The following is an 18,889-nucleotide window of genomic DNA, read 5'->3' as shown; positions in this document are numbered from 1 at the left end:
AAGGAAAAAGGGAAATTCAGGACCACCAGCCAGCGACCAGTTGCCGGCCCAGCGGCCACAACTGCTCACCGGCCAACATGCCGAGCAGACCGACCAGCGCGATCGCCGGTGGTGCGGGAGAACGGAAGTCGAGCGCGCCGTAGAGCAGGCCGACGCCCAGGCCGATGGCCAGAGAAATGAGGTAGTTCATGAAAGGAACTCCGCCGCGATAAGTGATGGGCAGAGTCTAGGGAATGAGCCGGGGCGCTATCGGCCAAGGACTTCTGAATTTCGGACAAACCTTCTGCAGCCGCCATAGAACCGTGTGGGAGCGAGCCTGCTCGCGAATGCGGTCTTCCAGTCAGCACTTCATTGCCTGGTGCAAAGCTTTCGCGAGCAGGCTCGCTCCCACAGGGATCTGTTCAAGTTGCCGAGAATTGCGAAGGCGCCACGCCAAGCTCTCGGCGAAACATGTCGCTGAAGCTGCTCGGTGAATAACCCAGTTCGCGAGCAATGACGCTCACCGCCACGCCTTGAATCAACGCCGCCACCGCCGTCGCCAGCTGCACCTGGCGCCGCCATTCGGCGAAGCCCATGCCGAGGCTGTCCTTGAACAAGCGCGCCAGCGTACGCACGCTGGCCCCGGCGTTCTGCGCATGCTGCTCGAACGGGATCTCCAGCGACGGCGCGGCCATCACGGCCTGACACAGATTCATCAGACGCCGGTCGGACTCATCCGGCAGCGGAATCTTCAGTTGCGAACGCCTGGCCCGGCGCAATTCCAGCAACGCCAGCCCGACCAGCGCCTCGTAATACTCGGCCTCGCCGGCATCGCCCTGCGCCACCAGCCCGACAATCAACTCGCGCAGCAGACCACCGACCTCGATCACCTGCACCGTCGCATCCAGGGTCGCCGCGAGCGCCGGGCGCAGGTAGATATTGCGCATCTGCAAATCCGACACCACACGAATCCCGTGCGGCACTCCCGGCGGCAACCACACCGCCCGCTGCGGCGGCACCACCAGCGCTTCGTGCGGGGTTTCCACCCACATCACCCCGCTCATCGCATACAGCAACTGCCCCCAGACATGCTCGTGCGGCTCGATGAACAAACCACGCGGATAGGTTCGCGCCAGCGGTTGCACGGGCACATCGGTGTCGGTCAGATCAGGGGGCGCGGCGAGGGCCATGGCGAGCGTTCACAGGGGGGTTGGCGAAGCCGCCATGGTAACCAGCCTGCCCCGCCCTCGCCAACGATAGCTACCGTCGGACAATCCGAATGAATTTTCCCGGCACAGCGCGATCCGTTTAATACCACAGGGAGGAATTCGGGCTTTATGAACAACGCAAAACTTTACGTCATCGACTACACACTGCATGGCACCCCCAAGTCGTTCATTATCCGCTCGGACAAAATGGACAACGCCGAAGCCTGGCATTGGGCAAGCTGCGACGCGGGCGTAGGTCGCATCCCGCGCTTCGGCCGCGAGAAAGTGCAAAAGACCAGCAAACCGATGGCAGAAAAATTCGGTCTGGAAAACGTCACCTGGCGCCAGACCAACTGACCCCACCGCCTTCACCGCAGGCTTGGCAATCGACAGGGGGAATCGACCGATGACCGACACCTATCACCCGGCCCGACTGGACTACGGCCTGACCACCTTCTTCGGCCAGATCACCAAAACGGTGAATTGCGCGGTCGCACTGGAAACGGTCGCGGATGACCCTTATCGCTTCACCCTGTGCGTCCAGGCACCGCTACCCGAAGACCTCGACCAAGCGAAGATTGTGGTGGTCAAAGTCGAAGGGCGAACCTTGCAAGGCACGGTGAGGCACTTTGAGCGACAGGAAGACGACAGTCTGAAAATGGAAGTGGAGCCTGATTAGGCTCCACTTTTTTTTGCCGCGCTTATTTCGGATGAGCGCAACCGCAACCCTTCATCGCACACTCTTCACCGTGTTTGTGGTGATGAGCGCAAGCCTCGCAGCAATAGTGTTTACCGTGTACAGCGTAGGAATGTTCGCCTTCTTTGATCGTGCAGTTGCAGCCCGGGCAGTCGCATTTTTTATCGGACATGGGACAGACTCCTTGCGTGGTGGTTGTCTGAGGCTTGCGAGCAAGCCATAAGGGACAGTGTAGAAGGTGGTGTTGCAGGCTGGCCAACTGTTGAGAGATTGGGCGACACAGAGATGGCTTTCGCGAGCAGGCTCGCTCCCACAGGTGTTCGCCGCACAAAGCAATGAACGTTAGCTCGAACAGCTTTTGATCTTGATCTCAGAGCCCGTCGGCAGGCTGAGCGGAGGGCAACACCCGCAGCACCGGATATGTACTCAAAAATCACTGCGCCTGCCGCGAACTCCGATACATAAACACCAAAGCCACCGCCAGACACACCATGGCCAGCATCCGGCTCGGAGACAAGCCGATCGCCGGATTCCCCAACCAGCCAAAATTGTCGATCAACATCCCCATGCCCAACTGCCCGACAATCACCGCCACCGTCGCCACAGCCGTCCCGACCACCGGCACCGCGCCAACCATCACCATCATGTACACCACGCCGAACAGCGCCCCGGTCAACTGCCACTTCGGCACCTCAAGCAGACTCACCGCCTGCGCCGGCTCGAAAAACAGAATCAACAACCCGGTCACCACCGCGCCCACCGCAAAGGTCAGCAGACTGCTACGCAGCACCCCCACCGTTTCACCCAGACGACCATTGATCGCAGCCTGCACACTCAACACCGCACCGGCCAACACCACCACCGCCAACAAAATCACCAGACCCATCACTCACCCCCGCGCAATCAGAACCAAAGCCACCACAATCAAGCCCAACGCCAGCCAGCGCTCGCCGTTGACCTTCTTGCGTGTCGCGCCGAACCAGCCGAAATGGTCGATCAGCACACTCTTGCCGACCTGACCGGACAAAATCGCAATCATCGTCATGGCGATGCCGATATGCGGCGTCGCCAGCGTCAGCACCACCACGTAGATCGGCCCGAGAAAACCGCCGATCAACTGCCAGCGCGGCAACTCGGTCAGCGCCGGACCTTTTTGCGGTCCGGCAAACAGCAGGAGCAAAAACAGGATCGCCGAACCCACGCCGAAGATGCTTAACGTCGCCCACAAATGCCCGACCTGCTCACCCAGCGGCCCGAGCAATCCGGCTTCTACCGACAAGCCCATGCCGGCAAGGATCACCAGCGGCAGCAACAGCAGACGCAACACCGATCTTTTCACCGGTGCAGCAACCACCCCTTCATCCAACGTCTGCATACATAACCTTCCACGCTCAAAAACAATGGCGCGGATTATCGGCTGGCGCCGCTGTGCGATAAATGGGAGCATCCGGACAACACTTTTGCGCATCACGCACAGCGAGACATGGCATGCACGGGCTCAACGAACTCGGATTCAAAGCGTTAAGGCTGTTTGTGGCGGTCCTCGACCAAGGCAGTTTTTCCGAAGTCGCCCGCCGCGAAGGGGTCGCGCCCTCCTCCATTTCGCGGCAGATCCAATTGATGGAACAGGCGCTGAACCAGCAATTGCTCTATCGCCACACCCGCGCCGTCACCCCGACCGAAGCCGGACGCACGCTCGGCCACCATGCGCGGCTGCTATTGGTGCAACTGGAGGAAGCCGAACAGGCGTTGCAGGAACAGCAAAGCGAACCCACCGGACTGGTGCGCATCAACGCCCCGGTGGTGTTCGGCCAGCGCCATCTGACGCCCTGGCTGGGCGAGCTCTGCGCGCGCTATCCGAAGCTGCAACTGGATATCCAGCAAACCGACCATTACGTCGACCCGCTACAGGAAGGCGCCGACCTGCTGTTTCGCATCGGCGCGCTGCACGATTCGAGCATGCAGGCACGCATTCTGGCGCCGCACCGCTTTCAGGTCGCCGCCAGCCCGGCCTATCTCAAACGCCACGGCACGCCGCAGCATCCCGACCAACTCGCGCAACATCAGTGCCTGGCCTACAAAGGCGCGGCCGGTCAGCAGCGCTGGTTTTTCCGCCGTGATGGCGAGGACTGGACGCCGTACACCGTCAAAGGCCCGATCACCGGCAACCACGCTGACACCCTGACCCAGGCCGCTCAGCAAGGCCTCGGGCTGGTGATGTTTCCGTCGTGGCTGATTGGCGAAGCGGTGCGCGAAGGCACGCTGGTGCCGGTGCTGGGGGAGTATCAGGTGTCGAACAGTCTGGAACCGCAGCAGATCGCCGTGCTGTGGCCGGGGAGCCGAAGGTTGTCGGTGAAGGTGCGGACGGTGATTGATTTTTTTGTCGAGTGTTTTGGCGAGATTCCCTATTGGGACAGAGCCTGAAGATCAAGAGCCCCTCACCCTAGCCCTCTCCCTGAGGGAGAGGGAACCGACCGAGGTGTCCCACCTACTGCATCGACCTGAAAAACCGCGTCGATTATGGATTCAAAGCAGGACTTTCAGGTCGGCGTAATCCCGCAATATTCCCCAATCGGTTCCCTCTCCCTCTGAGAGAGGGCTAGGGTGAGGGGCTTTTCAGGCCATCAGATACGGAACTGCCCGACCAGCTTGCCCAACCGCTGCCCCAGCTCCGCCAGACTGCGCGACGTCTGCGCCCCCAGTTGCGTTTCATCGGCGACGCTGTCCACCGCCACGGCAATCTGATGCACGCTGCGGTTGATCTCTTCGGCCACCGCCGTCTGCTCTTCCGCTGCGCTGGCGATCTGCGCGTTCATCGAGTTGATCGTGGCGATCAACTGCGCCATGGCGTCCAGCGATGCACCGGCCTGATTGGCTTGCTGCGAAGTGCCGTCGCCGGCCTCGCTGGAACGGCGCATCGCTTCGACCGCCTGCTGCGTGCCGGCCTGCAAGCGGTCGATCATGCCCTGGATTTCCTGGGTGCTGATCTGCGTGCGGCTGGCCAGTGCGCGTACTTCGTCGGCGACCACCGCAAAGCCACGACCGGCCTCACCGGCGCGCGCCGCTTCGATCGCGGCGTTGAGCGCCAGCAAGTTGGTCTGCTCGGCAATCGAACGGATCACCCCAAGCACGCCGACAATCGAACTGACGTCCTGCTGCAGGCTGTCCAGCGATACGCCGCTGTTGCGGATATCGTCGACCAGCGCATGAATCTGCTTGATGCTGCCCGCCACCACGCGCTTGGCGCTCTGGCCTTCTTCGTCGGTCTGCTGCGCGGCGACGGCGGCGTTTTGCGCGCTCTTGGCGACTTCCTGGGCGGCGGCGGACATTTCGTTGATCGCCGTGGCGACCTGATCGGTTTCGTGGCGTTGACGCTCCATCGCCTGATCGGAACGCTGCGCCTGTTCCGAGACCTGAGTAACCAGCCCGGTCAGTTGCGTGGTCATCTCGGTGATCTGCCGAACCAGGCCGTGGATCTTGTCGACGAAGCGGTTGAACGAGCCGGCCAGTTCGCCGAGTTCGTCCTGGCTGGTGATGTTCAGGCGCCGGGTCAGGTCGCCCTCGCCTGCCGCGATGTCGTCGAGGTTGGCTTTCATCAGGGTCAGCGGGCGGAGAATGGTGTTGGCCAGCAGCATGCCCGCCGCCGCGATCACCAACAGCACCAGCACCGCAACGCCGACAATGCTCAGCACCACGCCTTGCACGCGCTCCTGCACTTGCGCCTCGACCTGCGCCACTTGCGCTTCGATGCCGTCGAGGTTCACCGAGGTACCGACCGCCATGTCCCACTTCGGCAGGTATTCGGTGTAGCCGAGCTTCGGCACCAGCACCTTGGCGTTACCCGGCAGCGGCGAGCTGTATTGCAGATAGTGGGTGCCGTCCTTGGCCACTTTGACTAGGCCGAGGTTGACGTAGACGCCGTTCGGATCGCGGTTGTCCTTGAAGCTTTTGCCCACGCCGTCGGGGTCGTTGGCCTTGAACAGACGCACGGTCTCGGAGTCGTAGCCGAAGAAGTAGCCATCCTTGCCGTAGCGGATGCCCGAAAGCAATTTGATCGCCTGCGCCCGCGCCGCGTCGTCGCCCGGTGCGGCGGCGTCGTAAAGCGGTTTGATCGTGGTCATGGCCACGGCGACGTAACTTTGCAGGGTGGCCTTGGCGTCGCTGAGCAGCCGCTCGCGGGTCTGTTCGACCTCCTTGCGCGCCTGTTCCTGGAGGATGAACAGCGTGGTCACGCTGATGACCAGCGCAAAGAGCAGCACCGGCAGAACGGCAAGGGACAGGACTTTAGCCTTGAGACTCAGGCGCATCGGGGGACTCACTCTTTTGATTTTGTTGGCGTGGTTAAAGGCTTTAACGGCACGCCGGAGCAAAAGTTGAGTCTTGAAACATCGCCGCCCCCCTGTGGGAGCGAGCCTGCTCGCGAAAGCGTTGGCTCAGCAACCTGTGTGTCGACTGACACGACGCCTTCGCGAGCAGGCTCGCTCCCACAAGGGGCAATTGTGGATTCTTACAGAACCATCGCCGCCACCCAGCCAAACACCAGCAGCGGCAGGTTGTAGTGCAGGAAGGTCGGTACGACGGTGTCCCAGATGTGGTGATGCTGGCCGTCGATGTTCAGGCCCGAGGTCGGGCCGAGGGTCGAGTCCGAGGCCGGTGAACCGGCATCGCCCAGCGCGCCGGCAGTGCCGACGATGCAGACGATGGCGATCGGGCTGAAGCCCAGTTGCACGCACAACGGCACGAAAATCGCTGCGAGAATCGGCACGGTGGAGAACGACGAACCGATGCCCATGGTCACCAGCAAGCCCACCAGCAGCATCAACAAAGCCCCGACGCCTTTGCTGTGATTGATCCAGGCCGCCGACGATTCGACCAGCGTCTGTACCTGCCCGGTGGCTTTCATCACCTCGGCAAAACCTGAGGCGGCGATCATGATGAAGCCGATCATCGCCATCATTTTCATGCCTTCGGTGAACAGATCATCGGTCTCGCGCCATTTGACGATGCCCGACACCGAGAAAATCAGGAACCCGACCAGAGCGCCGATAATCATCGAGTCCAGCAGCAACTGCACCACGAATGCCGAAGCAATGGCCACACCGGCGATCATCAGGCTCAGCGGGTTGTAGTGCACCGCCGTCTGCTCGACCTGTTCGATCTTCGCCAGGTCATACACGCGCTTCTTGCGATAGCTGATGAACGCGATCGCCAGGCCGAAAACCATGCCCAGCGCCGGAATACCCATGGCGTGGGTGACATTGATGCCGCTGATGTCGACGCCGCTGCGGGCGACGTTGGCCAGCAGGATTTCGTTGAGGAAAATGTTGCCGAAGCCCACCGGCAGGAACATGTACGGGGTGATCAGGCCGAAGGTCATGACACAGGCGATCAAACGGCGATCGAGTTGCAGCTTGGTCAGTACATATAGAAGTGGCGGTACCAGCAGCGGAATGAAGGCGATGTGAATCGGCAGGATGTTCTGCGAGGCAATCGCCACCACCCACAGCAGCCCGATCAGCAGCCATTTGACGTTACCGCCGCCGGTTGCATGCTGCCGATCCACCATCGCCAAAGCCTTGTCGGCCAGCGCATGGGCCAGGCCCGACTTGGCAATCGCCACGGCGAAAGCGCCGAGCAAGGCGTAGGACAACGCCACGGTCGCGCCGCCGCCCAGGCCGCTGTTGAACGCCTTGAGTGTTGCGTCGATGCCCAGACCGCCGGTCAGGCCACCGACCAGCGCCCCGACGATCAGCGCGATCACCACATGCACGCGCGACAGGCTGAGGATCAGCATGACGCCGACGGCTGCTATGACTGCATTCATTTCACTACCTCAAAAAACACTGCGGGTGAAAACACACCGCCAGACAGGATGAGTCCGCCCGGGGTTGGCCGGCGGATGTGTACAGAGGGTCTTGTTAGAGGGCGCGCACTGTGCCGCAGAGTGGCGGCGCTGTCAAAGCCCCGTGGTGAGGGGATTGATCGTTCCCACGCTCTGCGTGGGAATGCAGCCCGGGACGCTCCGCGTCCCTTCCAGAGCCGAACGCGGAGCATCCGTTGAGGCATTCCTTTGCTGCGCGTGGGAACGATCATAACCCTATACGCAAATGTCACGACTGCTTCGCAGCCGAACGGGGATAAATCCCCTCGCCACAGGACTACAGGACCACAGGATCACAGGATCACAGGACCACAGGCCCCGCATGCGGCAATCGGTCATATTGCGCTCACGGCATAAAGAAAGCCGAAACGCGGCCGCTACAGTGCAAAGTCTCAGATATTTATCGGATAAGGATGTTTTCCATGTCGCTCAGACAACTTTCCATCCAATGGAAAATCACCCTGCTCGCCGGCCTCTGCCTGGCCGGTATCGTGACCCTGTTGGTCGGTCTTTCGCTGTATCGCATGGAACACAGCTCGGCGCTGGTCAAGGCCTCGAGCATGGAGATGCTCACCGAGTCGGCGCAGGCGCGGATCGAATCGCAAGGTGAAGTGCAGGCCGCCGGCATTCGTCAGCAATTCATGGACGCCTATCAGTACGGCCACGGCTTCTCGCGGCAGGTACTGTTTTTGCGTGAGCAGGCCGAGAAGCGTTTTCTCGATGCCTTCGACCTGCGCGAGGACATGACCCGTCAGGTCAAATCCGCGCTGCAAGCCAACCCGGACCTGCTCGGCCTGTCGCTGGTGTTCGAAGCCAACGCGCTGGACGGCAAGGACGAACTGTTCGCCGATCAGGCTGAACTGGGCAGCAACGACAAGGGCCGTTTCGCCCTGTACTGGTCGCAGCCGACCCCGGGCAAAGTCACCTCGATGGCGCTGCCGGAAAGCGACATGAGCGACACCAGCACCGGCCCCAGCGGTCAGGCCGCCAACGCCTGGTTCACCTGCCCGCGCACCACGCTCAAACCGTGTGTGATCGAGCCGTACTTCTATGTCATCGACGGCCACAAAGTGCTGATGACCAGCATCGTCTTCCCGCTGCAGGTCAACGGCAAAGTCATCGCCTCGCTGTCGGTCGACATCAACCTCAACAGCCTGCAAGCGATCAGCCAGAACGCCAGCCGCAAGCTGTATGACGGTCAGACCGCCGTCAGTATTGTCAGCCCCGCCGGCCTGCTCGCCGGTTACAGCCCGGATGCCGGCAAACTCAGCCAGCGCCTGGATGCGGTGGATCAGGCCAGCGGCAGCGAGTTGCTGCGCCTGCTCGCCGCGAGCACTGGCGTGAGCAGCCTGCACAGCAACGGCCAGTTGAAAGTGCTGTCGCCGTTCCAGCCGATTCCCGACGGCCCGGCGTGGGGCGTGTTGCTCGATGTGCCGGAGAAAGTCCTGGTCAGCCGCGCCGAAGCGCTCAAACAGCAACTGGATGCGAGCAATACCTCGGGCACACTGATCGAACTGAGCCTGGGCCTGCTCGCCGCGCTGATCGGCCTGCTGCTGGTGTGGCTGATGGCGCGCAGCGTGACCAAGCCGATTCTCGGTGTGGCGCACATGCTTGAAGACATCGCCAGCGGCGAAGGCGACCTGACCCGGCGTCTGGCCTATGACAAGGAAGACGAACTGGGCCAATTGGCCGGTTGGTTCAACAAGTTCCTCGACAAGTTGCAGCCGATCATTGCCGAGGTAAAACGCTCGGTGCAGGACGCGCGCAACACTGCCGACCAGTCCTCGGCCATCGCCACTCAGACCAGCGCCGGCATGGAGCAGCAATATCGCCAGGTCGATCAGGTCGCCACCGCGTCCCACGAAATGAGCGCCACTGCCCAGGACGTTGCACGCAGCGCCGCGCAGGCCGCCGAAGCTGCCAAGGACGCCGACCGCGCCACCCGTCAGGGCCTGACCGTGATCGACCGCACCACCGCAAGCATCGACACCCTCGCCGCCGACATGAGCGCAGCGATGGTCCAGGTCGAAGGCCTGGCCGCCAACAGCGAGAAGATCGGCACGGTGCTGGAAACCATTCGTGCCATCGCCGAGCAGACCAACCTCCTGGCGCTCAACGCCGCCATCGAAGCCGCCCGCGCCGGTGAGGCCGGACGCGGTTTTGCCGTGGTCGCCGACGAAGTGCGCAACCTTGCGCGCCGCACTCAGGAGTCGGTGGAGGAAACCCGCCAGGTCATCGAGCAATTGCAGAACGGCACGCAGGAAGTGGTCGGTTCGATGGGTAACAGCCATCGTCAGGCCCAGGGCAGTGTCGAGCAGGTGGGCCAGGCCGTGACCGCGTTGCGGCAGATCGGCGATGCGGTGACGGTGATCAGCGACATGAACCTGCAAATCGCCAGCGCTGCCGAAGAACAGAGCGCAGTGACTGAGGAGATCAACAACAACGTGGCGACAATTCGCGATGTGACCGAATCGCTGTCCGGGCAGGCGAACGAGTCGGCGCGGGTCAGTCAGTCGCTCAACAGTCTGGCGAATCAGCAGCAGCGGTTGATGGATCAGTTTCGGGTCTAGAATCCACCGCAAAAACCCAATGTGGGAGCGAGCCTGCTCGCGAAAGCGTCGTGTCAGTCAGCGAACATTTATCTGACAGATTGCATTCGCGAGCAGGCTCGCTCCCACAGGGGATGTAGGGTGTTTTGGCAATTAGCGCTTAGGCAGTTCAATCACCACTTTCAACCCGCCCCACTCTCTTTCTCCCAGCACCAGCAAGCCACCCCACGTATCGACGATATCCCGCACGATCCCAAGGCCGAGCCCATGCCCATGGGTCTGCTCATCCAGCCGCGTGCCACGGCTGAACACTTGAGACCGCTGCTCCTCGGGAATCCCCGGGCCGTCATCTTCCACGCTCAGAGCAAAGCCGTCTGACCTTTCGATCACACTCAAGCGCACTTCGGCATCGGCCCATTTGCAGGCGTTGTCGAGCAGGTTGCCGAGCAGTTCGAGCAAGTCCTCGCGGTCCCACGGCAGTTGCAAGCCCGGCGGTGCGACGTAACTCAAGGCCAGATGCTCGCCGTGAATCATGTTCAAGGTCGCCAGCAACCCCGGCAGCTCGGCATCGCAATCGAACAACGCTCCCGGTAGTGCATCACCGGATAACCGCGCACGATTGAGTTCGCGATTGAGGCGCTGCTGCACTTGTTCCAGTTGCTCCTTGAGAATTCTGCGCAGCTCGGGATGGTCATCGAGCTTGTCGCTGGAGGCCAGGCTAAGCAGCACCGCCAACGGGGTTTTCAGCGCGTGGCCAAGGTTGCCCAAGGCATTGCGCGAGCGCTTGAGGCTGTCTTCGGTGTGGGCGAGCAAGTGGTTGATCTGCGCCACCAGCGGCTCCAGTTCCACCGGCACCTGATCGTCGAGTTGCGAGCGCTGGCCCTGCTGCAACTGAGCGATCTGTTCGCGCGCGCGTTCCAGCGGTTTCAGCGCGCGGCGCACGGTCAGGCGTTGCAGGAACAGGATCAGCAGCAACGCCGCCAGCCCCAGGCCGAGGCCGATCTGGCGCATGCGCTGGAAGCTGTCGCTGACCGGCGTGTAATCCTGGGCGACGCTGATAGAGATCGACTGACCCAGGCGCCGATAGTCCGAGCGCAGTATCAGCAAGCGTTGCCCGCCCGGGCCCAGTTGCAGATTGCTGTGCAGTCCCGGGTGTTGCAGCAGCGGCAGTTCCTGATCCCACAGCGAGCGCGAACGCCAGTGGCTGTCGGAAAAATCGATACGAAAGTAATGCCCGGAAAACGGCCGCTGATAGGCCGGCGACAGATGCCGCTCATCCAGTTGCAAACCTTGCGGGCCGCGCACCAGCGCCACCAGCAGGCTTTCGCTGTCGTTGCGCAGGCCGGCTTCGAGGTAGCGCTGCAAACCGACTTCGAACAACCACAGGCTGGTTTGCGCCAGTACCAGACCGACGATCACCATCACACTGATCAAACCCAGGCTCAAACGGCGCTGGATTGATCTCATGAAGCTTGCCCGCCGAACAGGTAACCCTGGCCGCGACGGGTTTCGATCACGCTTTTGCCGAGCTTGCGCCGCAGGTGATTGACGTGGACTTCGAGGACGTTGGAGTCACGCTCGGTCTCACCGTCGTAGAGGTGTTCGGCGAGGTGGCTTTTCGAGAGGATCTGTTCCGGGTGCAGCATGAAATAGCGCAGCAGACGGAATTCAGCGGCGGTCAGTTGAATGTCGGCGCCGTCGCGAACCACGCACTGGCGGCCTTCGTCCAGATGCAGGCCGGCGGCTTGCAGGGTCGGCTGGTTGGCCTGGCCCTTGGAGCGGCGCAACAGTGACTGAATGCGCAGGTACAGTTCTTCCGGGTGGAACGGTTTGGTCAAGTAATCGTCAGCGCCGGCCTTCAGCCCTTCGATGCGCTCGGCCCATGAGTCGCGCGCGGTAAGAATCAGCACCGGAATCGCCAGTCCGGCCGCACGCCACTGCGCCAACACGTCCAGCCCCGGCACGCCGGGCAGGCCGAGGTCGAGGATGATCAGGTCATAGGGCTCGCTGCCGCCCTGATACACCGCGTCCCGGCCATCGGCCAGCCAATCCACCGCGTAGCCTTGGCGTTGCAGGCCGGCGAGCAATTCGTCGGCCAGCGGTACGTGGTCTTCCACCAGAAGCAAACGCATCGATCAATCTTCCTTGTCTTTGACTAACTCGCCGGTATCGGCCTTCAGGTGCAGCTCGCGCGCCACGCCTTCGACCGTCAGCAATTCGACTTCGTAAATGTACACGTCGTGTTTTTCTTCCAGCTCGACTTCCAGCAGTTTGGCGCCGGGGTAGCGATCCATGGCCTGCTGCAGCACTTGCTCCAGCGGCAGGATCACGCCATCGCGACGCAGGGCCAGCGCCTCGTCCTGATCGAGGTCGCGAGCCATGGCCGTGCTGCACAACAACACCAGCGCCAGCGCCGTCAGGCGGGTGGCGCGACTATTCAGCTTCATTACGTATCCTGATGATCCCTGAGCACTTCACCATCGACCGCGTTCAACTCCAGATCCCACTTCAGCCCTTTCGGGTCGCGCAGTTCGATCTGGTAAATGAACTTGCCGTACTCTTCCTCCAGCTCGGTTTCGGTGATTTCCGAACCGGGATGTTTTTCCAGGGCGATGGCGTTGAGCTTCTCGAAGGAGACGATAGTACCAGCGTCGCGCAAACGAAGCGCTTCGTCAGGTCCGAGATCGCGCGCGTATGCGGTGCTGGCGGTGAAGTAGATGATCGAGGCAGTGGTCAGGGCAGTCAGGGTTTTCATGGGTGTCTCCGAATTCTTATATGTTGCTTACGGTGGGCACCTTAGCGGGGTCAACTTAACTGAAACTGAATGGCCATCATTGTGCCCCATTGCTGGCAAGGTCCCCTGTGGGAGCGAGCCTGCTCGCGAAGGCGCAGTGTCAGCCGCAACGATGTTTCTGACCCACCGCTTTCGCGAGCAGGCTCGCTCCCACACTGGTTTGCGTCTGCCCCCCTTGTGGGGCAGGCTCACTCCTACATGGGCCTGCAACATGTGCTTATAATCGCCAGCTTGCTAACGATCGAGACCGGTATGACCGCCATCCACATCAAGTTCCCCGCCCTCACCCTCAAGGCCGGCCCGCGGGCCATGGCGCGGATTCGTGCGCAGGGGCTGCACGCCGCGGACGTCGGCACCCTGCCCGGTGCGGCCGGTGGGCCAAAGGCGTTGGGGATTCAGGGGCTCGATCTGGCGTTGTTCGGCGAGTGGCTGCCGAGTGCGCCGCGTGAGCGTTCGCTGATCGGCGCCTCGGTGGGTTCCTGGCGCTTCGCCAGCGCCTGCCTGCCGGACGCCGCCGAAGGCATTCGCCGCCTCGGCCAGCTCTACGCCGAGCAGAATTTCAACAAAGGCGTGAGCATGGCCGAGATCAGCCAGAGCTCGCAGCGCATGCTCAATGACCTGCTCGACGGCCGCGATGCGAGCATCCTCGAGAACGCCGATTACCGCTTGAACATCATGGTGGTGAAAAGCCAAGGCCGCCTCGCTGAAGACCATCGCGGGCGCCTCGGTCTGGCGTTGGGCTCGGTGATCGCCGACAACCTGCGCGGTCGTGCGCGGCTGTCGCGGCACTTCGAACGGCTGATCATCCACGATCCGCGCCTGGCGCCGCCGCTTGATGCCTTGAGCGATTTCCCCTCGCGTTTCGTTGCGCTCAATACCGGCAACCTGCGCCAGGCCCTGCTCGCTTCCGGATCGATCCCGATGGTCATGGAAGGCGTGCGCGACCTGCCCGGCGCCGGCGCGGGTACGTTCCGCGACGGCGGTTTGCTCGACTACCACCTCGACCTGCCCTACAGCGGCGACGGTATCGTGCTCTATCCGCACTTCACCGATCGAGTGATTCCCGGCTGGTTCGACAAGACCCTGCCCTGGCGCCGCGCTTCGGTGCAGCGTCTGCAGGATGTGCTGCTGGTCGCGCCGTCGAAGGAATATCTGGCGCGCCTGCCCTACGGCAAACTGCCCGATCGTAATGACTTCAAACGCTTTATGGGCGATGCGCCGAGCCGGCAGAAATACTGGCACACGGCGATGGACGAGAGCCGCCGACTGGGCGACGAATTTCTCGAACTGACGGCCAACGGTCGCCTCGCCGAGCGCTTGCTGACCCTTTAGTCAGCACGGTCAAAGACAAGCTGATAAACTCGCCGCCTGCCCGAATCGCTGCGGCGAACGCCATCTGAACAGAGCCGAAAATACCGTGGAAATCTTCAAAGAGTTTACTTTCGAATCCGCCCACCGCCTGCCGCATGTCCCGGACGGCCACAAGTGCGGACGCCTGCACGGTCACTCATTCAAGGTCGCGCTGCACCTGAGCGGCGACCTCGATCCGCACACTGGCTGGATTCGCGATTTCTCCGAGATCAAAGCGATTTTCAAGCCGCTCTACGAACGCCTCGACCACAACTACCTGAACGACATTCCCGGCCTCGAAAACCCGACCAGCGAAGTGCTGGCCAAATTCATCTGGAATGAGATGAAGCCGTTGCTGCCGGAACTCAGCGCGATCCGCATTCATGAGACGTGCACCAGCGGCTGCATCTATCGCGGCGAATAAGCAACACACATCTCCCCGCCCCTGTGGGAGCGAGCCTGCTCGCGAAAGCGTCGTTCCAGTCAATTTATTCGATGACTGACACTCCGTATTCGCGAGCAGGCTCGCTCCCACAAGAGTCCGGCGCCAGGTTTGACTCATCTGCCGTGCACATCACAGGCTCGCTCCCACATTGGGCTCCTGGTGCATTAAGTGCACTGCTTTCGCGCTGAAAACCCCAGTCGCGTCTCCACATTCGGTCACTTGCGTCGCTTGGCACGACCGCTGCAACCCTTCTGCGTCTTCCCCTTCCAGCAAGGACTGCCCCATGACGCAGAACGCCTCCGGCAACGATTACCCGCTCAGTGAAGTGCCCATGCACGCGCGCAAAGGCCTGGCCTCGACGGCGATGGTGTTACTGGGCTTCACGTTTTTCACCGCGACCATGTTTGCCGGCGGCAAGCTCGGGGTTGCGTTCGGTTTCGCCGAGATGATGGCGGTGATCATTGTCGGCAACCTGCTGCTCGGTCTGTACGCGGCAGGCTTGGGTTACATCGCCTTCAAGAGCGGCCTCAATTCGGTGCTGATGGGCCGCTTCTGTTTTGGCGAAGTCGGCAGCAAGCTCAGCGACCTGATCCTCGGCTTTACCCAGATCGGCTGGTACGCCTGGGGCACGGCGACGGCAGCGGTGGTGATCGGCAAGTATTTCAATCTCGATGAAACCACCGTGCTGGTCCTGATGGTGCTGTTCGGTCTGGGCTTCTGCGCTACGGCGTACATCGGTTATCGCGGACTGGAGATTCTCTCGTACATCGCGGTGCCGGCGATGATGTTGCTGCTGATGTTGTCGATGTGGGCAGCGACCGTGAAAGTCGGCGGCTTCGAAGGCTTGCTCAGCGTGGTGCCGAGCGGTTCGCTGGACTGGTCGACAGCGATCACCCTGGTCTTCGGCACCTTCGTCAGCGGCGCGACCCAAGCCACCAACTGGACGCGATTTTCGCGCTCGGCAAAAGTGGCAGTGCTGGCCAGCCTGATCGGTTTTTTCATCGGCAACGGCCTGATGGTGCTGATCGGCGCATATGGCGCGATCGTCTATCAACAGCCGGATGTGGTTGAAGTGTTGCTGTTGCAAGGTTTCGCCATGGCCGCGATGGCCATGCTGTTGCTGAACATCTGGAGTACGCAGGACAACACCATCTACAACTTCGCTGTGGCCGGCTGCAACCTGCTGCGTACCGGTCGGCGCAAGACCGTGACCCTGGGCGGCGCGGTGATCGGCACCCTGCTCGCCCTGCTCGGCATGTACGACATGCTGGTGCCGTATCTGATTCTGCTCGGCACGGTGATTCCGCCGATTGGCGGGGTGATCATGGCTGACTTCTTCTACCGCTGGCGCGGGCACTATCCGCGCCTGGCCGACGCACGGTTGCCGGCGTTCAACTGGCCGGGGCTCGGGGCCTACGGGGTTGGCACCGTCGCTGCATTCAGTTCGCCCTGGGTCGCGCCGCTGGTAGGCATTGCCGCTGCCGCGCTAACGTATGTCATCGTCACCGGTGTGCTCGGCGCCCGTCGCGTCAGCGCACCACTACAAGACCTATAAAAAAGGATTCGCCTGATGCACATCATCAACGCCCGCCTGCGCAACCAGGAAGGCCTGCACGAATTGCACCTTGAAGACGGCCTGATCCACAGCATCGCCCGTCAGACCGAAGCGCCGACCCTCGGCCCGGATGACCTCGATGCCGGCGGCAATCTGGTGGTGCCGCCCTTCGTCGAGCCGCACATCCACCTCGACGCCACCCTCACCGCTGGCGAGCCGCGCTGGAACATGAGCGGCACGCTGTTTGAAGGCATCGAATGCTGGGGCGAGCGCAAGGTCACCATCACCGAAGAAGACACCAAGACCCGCGCCAAGAAGACCATTCAGGCCCTGGCCGCCCACGGCATTCAGCACGTGCGCACCCACGTTGACGTCACCGACCCGCAACTCACCGCGCTCAAGGCCATGCTCGAAGTGCGCGAGGAAAGCCGTCACCTGATTGACCTGCAAATCGTCGCGTTCCCGCAGGAAGGCATCGAGTCGTTCCGCAACGGGCGCGAGTTGATGGAAGAAGCGATCCGCATGGGCGCTGACGTGGTCGGCGGCATTCCGCATTTCGAGTACACCCGCGATCAGGGCGTCAGCTCGGTGAAGTTCCTGATGGACCTGGCCGAGCGCACCGGCTGCCTGGTCGACGTGCACTGCGACGAGACTGACGATCCGCATTCACGCTTCCTTGAAGTGCTCGCCGAAGAAGCGCGCAGCCGCGACATGGGCGCCCGCGTCACCGCCAGCCACACCACGGCGATGGGTTCTTATGACAATGCCTACTGCGCCAAACTGTTCCGCCTGCTCGGCCATTCCGGGATCAGTTTCGTCTCCTGCCCGACCGAAAGCATTCACCTGCAAGGACGCTTCGACAACTTCCCGAAACGCCGGGGCGTCACCCGCGTCAATGAACTGCTCGAAGCCGGGATGAACGTGTGTTTCGGCCAGGACTCGATCGTCGACCCGTGGTATCCGCTGGGCAACGGCAACATCCTGCGCGTGCTCGAAGCCGGTCTGCACATCTGCCACATGCTCGGTTATCGCAACCTGCAAAGTGCGCTGGATCTGGTCACCGACAACAGCGCCAAAGCCATGCACCTGGGCGAGCGCTACGGACTGGAACAGGGCCGCCCGGCGAACCTGCTGATTCTCTCGGCGGACAGCGACTACGAAGTGATCCGCAGCCAGGGCCTGCCGCTGTATTCGATTCGTGGCGGCAAGGTGTTGATGAAGCGGCAGATGCCGGTAGTGGAGTTCAGTTGAGAAGTACGCTGAACCCGATGGGCCGAGACCAAAACCTGTGGGAGCGAGCCTGCTCGCGAAAGCGCCATGCCAGGCGCCTCGATGTTGGATGTGCCGACCTCTTCGCGAGCAGGCTCGCTCTCACAGAAGATCCCAGCGATGGCGTCGGCCGAATCAAGCGATCAACCGCGCCGTGCCAAACAATCTCACGCGCAGCAACTCCCCTTGCGAAACCTCAAGCAAAACCGGTGCGGTGCCACCCGGCATGACCACCCGCACTTCACCCGCCTCGACCCAACCCACCCGCCACCCGGCACACGCGACCGCACTGGCGCTGGTGCCGGAAGATGCGGTTGGTCCTTCGCCACGTTCGAATACACGGGCGAGGATTTGCTGCGGCGACGCCAGCACGGCCCATTGCAGATTGACGCCCGCCGGGCACGGATTGCCGGCACCGTTGGGCATCGCATAGGCGATCGCTGTAAGCCGTTGGTTCAAGGTGGGTTCACGCATCTGTTCATTGCTCGGCAAAGCGCTTGCATCGCTGAGCAGCGTTACACAGTGCGGATTGCCGATACGGACGAATTGGCTGTGTGCCCAGTCAGGATCGAGTTCCGCCAGGGGCTGGACCTGGCTGACGTCGCGATTGTTGAATTGAACGCTTTCAACCGTATGCGCACCCACAACCTCCGGGCCAAATTTGGGCTGACCGAGGTCGAGCCAAAAACCGCGCACGCCTTCGACTTGGGCGGGTCTCACCGAGGTTTCCAGCGCCGCGCCTTTGTCATGATGAACGCGCAGCATGGCGCCCTGCTCCGCCATCAAGCCTTGCTCGGTCAATGCCTGAGAAAAAATCGTCAGGCCGTTACCGCTGCGCTCGGCGAGACTGCCGTCAGTGTTGACGATCAGCACATCGAACGGCGCAGATGCCTGAAACGGGCCGATCAGCAGGCCGTCGCTGCGGTGGGGTTTACTGTTGGCCGGACGCTGGCCGGCGGGCCAGCCGCAGCACAGGGCGATGGCGGCTTCGCTCCAGTGCTGCCGAGATGCGGCGCACTCGGTGGCGCTGGCCGGCAAGGCAATCCCGACCTCGCGCAAGGCTTGGGGTGAGACCACAGCGTAGATATTGCCGCGTGCGTCGTAGAACTTCGTCATGCCTTGTTCCCGTATTCCATGCTGGCGAAAATTCGACTGTAAACCG

The 18,889-nt window shown here is 62.0% G+C and carries 20 protein-coding genes and 2 pseudogenes; 9 read left to right on the top strand and 13 right to left on the bottom strand.

Annotated elements, in window-relative coordinates; genetic code table 11:
- Positions 1-16: 16 nt before the first annotated feature.
- Together AB4N47_RS06025 and AB4N47_RS06020 are read right to left on the bottom strand one after the other, a co-directional pair.
- On the bottom strand, positions 17-190 hold the full coding sequence (locus AB4N47_RS06025) for a DUF1427 family protein (RefSeq protein WP_341637095.1): 174 nt from the start codon (positions 188-190) through the stop codon (positions 17-19).
- A gap of 211 nt (positions 191-401) precedes the next feature.
- Positions 402-1,169, bottom strand: a complete 768-nt coding sequence (locus AB4N47_RS06020; protein WP_024013509.1) for an AraC family transcriptional regulator — start codon at positions 1,167-1,169, stop codon at positions 402-404.
- A 147-nt stretch (positions 1,170-1,316) separates the two neighbouring features.
- Here AB4N47_RS06020 and AB4N47_RS06015 point away from each other — a divergent pair, with 147 nt between their 5' ends.
- Positions 1,317-1,544 carry a DUF6555 family protein gene (locus AB4N47_RS06015; RefSeq protein WP_016775403.1) on the top strand — a complete coding sequence of 76 codons (228 nt, stop codon included), beginning with the start codon at positions 1,317-1,319 and terminating at the stop codon, positions 1,542-1,544.
- Between the two features lie 49 nt (positions 1,545-1,593).
- Positions 1,594-1,866 (top strand): hypothetical protein, encoded by a 273-nt coding sequence (locus AB4N47_RS06010; RefSeq protein WP_341637094.1) that lies wholly within the window; start codon positions 1,594-1,596, stop codon positions 1,864-1,866.
- A 22-nt stretch (positions 1,867-1,888) separates the two neighbouring features.
- Here the strand turns inward: AB4N47_RS06010 and AB4N47_RS06005 are convergent, their stop codons facing one another.
- The 3 genes from AB4N47_RS06005 to AB4N47_RS05995 all read right to left on the bottom strand — a co-directional run bounded on the left by AB4N47_RS06005 (position 1,889) and on the right by AB4N47_RS05995 (position 3,259).
- Complete coding sequence (locus AB4N47_RS06005) at positions 1,889-2,056, bottom strand: metallothionein (protein WP_016775405.1); 168 nt, start codon at positions 2,054-2,056, stop codon at positions 1,889-1,891.
- Positions 2,057-2,317: 261 nt separating this feature from the next.
- Complete coding sequence (locus AB4N47_RS06000) at positions 2,318-2,770, bottom strand: DMT family transporter (protein WP_016775406.1); 453 nt, start codon at positions 2,768-2,770, stop codon at positions 2,318-2,320.
- A gap of 3 nt (positions 2,771-2,773) precedes the next feature.
- Positions 2,774-3,259, bottom strand: a complete 486-nt coding sequence (locus tag AB4N47_RS05995; RefSeq protein WP_016775407.1) for a DMT family transporter — start codon at positions 3,257-3,259, stop codon at positions 2,774-2,776.
- A gap of 113 nt (positions 3,260-3,372) precedes the next feature.
- On the opposite strand from AB4N47_RS05995, the gene AB4N47_RS05990 reads away from it, so the two are divergent.
- Positions 3,373-4,308 (top strand): LysR family transcriptional regulator, encoded by a 936-nt coding sequence (locus tag AB4N47_RS05990; protein WP_341637093.1) that lies wholly within the window; start codon positions 3,373-3,375, stop codon positions 4,306-4,308.
- 200 nt (positions 4,309-4,508) lie between these two features.
- Here the strand turns inward: AB4N47_RS05990 and AB4N47_RS05985 are convergent, their stop codons facing one another.
- The 3 genes and pseudogenes from AB4N47_RS05985 to AB4N47_RS05975 all read right to left on the bottom strand — a co-directional run bounded on the left by AB4N47_RS05985 (position 4,509) and on the right by AB4N47_RS05975 (position 7,708).
- Positions 4,509-5,264, bottom strand: coding sequence for a methyl-accepting chemotaxis protein (locus AB4N47_RS05985; protein WP_370593524.1), 756 nt, complete (start codon positions 5,262-5,264; stop codon positions 4,509-4,511).
- 102 nt (positions 5,265-5,366) lie between these two features.
- Positions 5,367-6,191: pseudogene (locus tag AB4N47_RS05980) on the bottom strand (cache domain-containing protein); the annotation flags it as partial.
- A gap of 200 nt (positions 6,192-6,391) precedes the next feature.
- A complete protein-coding gene (locus AB4N47_RS05975; RefSeq protein WP_056791374.1) occupies positions 6,392-7,708 on the bottom strand; it encodes a Na+/H+ antiporter family protein in 1,317 nt (438 codons plus the stop codon).
- A 470-nt stretch (positions 7,709-8,178) separates the two neighbouring features.
- Here AB4N47_RS05975 and AB4N47_RS05970 point away from each other — a divergent pair.
- Both AB4N47_RS05970 and AB4N47_RS05965 read left to right on the top strand, forming a co-directional pair.
- A pseudogene (locus AB4N47_RS05970) lies at positions 8,179-9,477 on the top strand (methyl-accepting chemotaxis protein); the annotation flags it as partial.
- 102 nt (positions 9,478-9,579) lie between these two features.
- Entirely contained in the window at positions 9,580-10,335 is a 756-nt protein-coding gene (locus AB4N47_RS05965) for a methyl-accepting chemotaxis protein (RefSeq protein WP_445941189.1), read from the top strand.
- 132 nt (positions 10,336-10,467) lie between these two features.
- Here AB4N47_RS05965 and AB4N47_RS05960 read toward each other — a convergent pair whose 3' ends face one another.
- From AB4N47_RS05960 to AB4N47_RS05945, 4 genes are read right to left on the bottom strand one after another with little or no spacing between them, the layout of a single operon-like run.
- Complete coding sequence (locus tag AB4N47_RS05960; RefSeq protein ID WP_460154434.1) at positions 10,468-11,781, bottom strand: sensor histidine kinase; 1,314 nt, start codon at positions 11,779-11,781, stop codon at positions 10,468-10,470.
- Positions 11,778-12,446: a response regulator transcription factor gene (locus AB4N47_RS05955; protein ID WP_341637091.1), complete on the bottom strand. Its 669-nt coding sequence runs from the start codon at positions 12,444-12,446 to the stop codon at positions 11,778-11,780. Before AB4N47_RS05955 ends, AB4N47_RS05960 begins: the two co-directional genes overlap by 4 nt.
- A 3-nt stretch (positions 12,447-12,449) precedes the next feature.
- Positions 12,450-12,761, bottom strand: coding sequence for a PepSY domain-containing protein (locus tag AB4N47_RS05950; RefSeq protein ID WP_016775413.1), 312 nt, complete (start codon positions 12,759-12,761; stop codon positions 12,450-12,452).
- On the bottom strand, positions 12,761-13,069 hold the full coding sequence (locus tag AB4N47_RS05945) for a PepSY domain-containing protein (protein ID WP_341637090.1): 309 nt from the start codon (positions 13,067-13,069) through the stop codon (positions 12,761-12,763). Before AB4N47_RS05945 ends, AB4N47_RS05950 begins: the two co-directional genes overlap by 1 nt.
- 291 nt (positions 13,070-13,360) lie before the next feature.
- Between AB4N47_RS05945 and AB4N47_RS05940 the strand changes: the two genes are divergently transcribed.
- From AB4N47_RS05940 to codA, 4 genes are all read left to right on the top strand, one after another.
- Positions 13,361-14,440 carry a patatin-like phospholipase family protein gene (locus AB4N47_RS05940; protein ID WP_460154433.1) on the top strand — a complete coding sequence of 360 codons (1,080 nt, stop codon included), beginning with the start codon at positions 13,361-13,363 and terminating at the stop codon, positions 14,438-14,440.
- Positions 14,441-14,525: 85 nt separating this feature from the next.
- Positions 14,526-14,882 carry a 6-carboxytetrahydropterin synthase QueD gene (gene queD, locus AB4N47_RS05935; RefSeq protein WP_007915588.1) on the top strand — a complete coding sequence of 119 codons (357 nt, stop codon included), beginning with the start codon at positions 14,526-14,528 and terminating at the stop codon, positions 14,880-14,882.
- 304 nt (positions 14,883-15,186) lie between these two features.
- Complete coding sequence (gene codB / locus AB4N47_RS05930) at positions 15,187-16,458, top strand: cytosine permease (protein ID WP_122603777.1); 1,272 nt, start codon at positions 15,187-15,189, stop codon at positions 16,456-16,458.
- 15 nt (positions 16,459-16,473) lie between these two features.
- On the top strand, positions 16,474-17,709 hold the full coding sequence (gene codA, locus AB4N47_RS05925; protein WP_071172997.1) for a cytosine deaminase: 1,236 nt from the start codon (positions 16,474-16,476) through the stop codon (positions 17,707-17,709).
- A gap of 153 nt (positions 17,710-17,862) precedes the next feature.
- Here the strand turns inward: codA and AB4N47_RS05920 are convergent, their stop codons facing one another.
- Complete coding sequence (locus AB4N47_RS05920; RefSeq protein WP_341637088.1) at positions 17,863-18,843, bottom strand: diaminopimelate epimerase; 981 nt, start codon at positions 18,841-18,843, stop codon at positions 17,863-17,865.
- Positions 18,844-18,889 lie beyond the last annotated feature (46 nt).

It is taken from the genome of Pseudomonas sp. S3_G06 (assembly GCF_054667565.1).
The sequence above is the reverse complement of the archived record's forward strand: the minus strand, read 5'-3'. Positions and strand labels throughout refer to the sequence as shown.

Bases quoted from the DNA above. Each gene is read 5' to 3' on its own strand.
- AB4N47_RS05940 (WP_460154433.1), top strand. From the start codon at position 13,361: ATGACCGCCATCCACATCAAGTTCCCCGCCCTCACCCTCAAGGCCGGC.
- AB4N47_RS05950 (WP_016775413.1), bottom strand. From the start codon at position 12,761: ATGAAGCTGAATAGTCGCGCCACCCGCCTGACGGCGCTGGCGCTGGTG.
- AB4N47_RS05960 (WP_460154434.1), bottom strand. From the start codon at position 11,781: ATGAGATCAATCCAGCGCCGTTTGAGCCTGGGTTTGATCAGTGTGATG.
- AB4N47_RS05945 (WP_341637090.1), bottom strand. From the start codon at position 13,069: ATGAAAACCCTGACTGCCCTGACCACTGCCTCGATCATCTACTTCACC.
- AB4N47_RS05985 (WP_370593524.1), bottom strand. From the start codon at position 5,264: ATGGAGCGTCAACGCCACGAAACCGATCAGGTCGCCACGGCGATCAAC.
- AB4N47_RS06020 (WP_024013509.1), bottom strand. From the start codon at position 1,169: ATGGCCCTCGCCGCGCCCCCTGATCTGACCGACACCGATGTGCCCGTG.
- codB (WP_122603777.1), top strand. From the start codon at position 15,187: ATGACGCAGAACGCCTCCGGCAACGATTACCCGCTCAGTGAAGTGCCC.
- AB4N47_RS05975 (WP_056791374.1), bottom strand. From the start codon at position 7,708: ATGAATGCAGTCATAGCAGCCGTCGGCGTCATGCTGATCCTCAGCCTG.
- AB4N47_RS06000 (WP_016775406.1), bottom strand. From the start codon at position 2,770: ATGGGTCTGGTGATTTTGTTGGCGGTGGTGGTGTTGGCCGGTGCGGTG.
- AB4N47_RS05955 (WP_341637091.1), bottom strand. From the start codon at position 12,446: ATGCGTTTGCTTCTGGTGGAAGACCACGTACCGCTGGCCGACGAATTG.
- codA (WP_071172997.1), top strand. From the start codon at position 16,474: ATGCACATCATCAACGCCCGCCTGCGCAACCAGGAAGGCCTGCACGAA.
- AB4N47_RS05995 (WP_016775407.1), bottom strand. From the start codon at position 3,259: ATGCAGACGTTGGATGAAGGGGTGGTTGCTGCACCGGTGAAAAGATCG.
- AB4N47_RS05920 (WP_341637088.1), bottom strand. From the start codon at position 18,843: ATGACGAAGTTCTACGACGCACGCGGCAATATCTACGCTGTGGTCTCA.
- AB4N47_RS06005 (WP_016775405.1), bottom strand. From the start codon at position 2,056: ATGTCCGATAAAAAATGCGACTGCCCGGGCTGCAACTGCACGATCAAA.
- AB4N47_RS06015 (WP_016775403.1), top strand. From the start codon at position 1,317: ATGAACAACGCAAAACTTTACGTCATCGACTACACACTGCATGGCACC.
- AB4N47_RS06025 (WP_341637095.1), bottom strand. From the start codon at position 190: ATGAACTACCTCATTTCTCTGGCCATCGGCCTGGGCGTCGGCCTGCTC.
- AB4N47_RS06010 (WP_341637094.1), top strand. From the start codon at position 1,594: ATGACCGACACCTATCACCCGGCCCGACTGGACTACGGCCTGACCACC.
- AB4N47_RS05965 (WP_445941189.1), top strand. From the start codon at position 9,580: ATGGAGCAGCAATATCGCCAGGTCGATCAGGTCGCCACCGCGTCCCAC.
- AB4N47_RS05990 (WP_341637093.1), top strand. From the start codon at position 3,373: ATGCACGGGCTCAACGAACTCGGATTCAAAGCGTTAAGGCTGTTTGTG.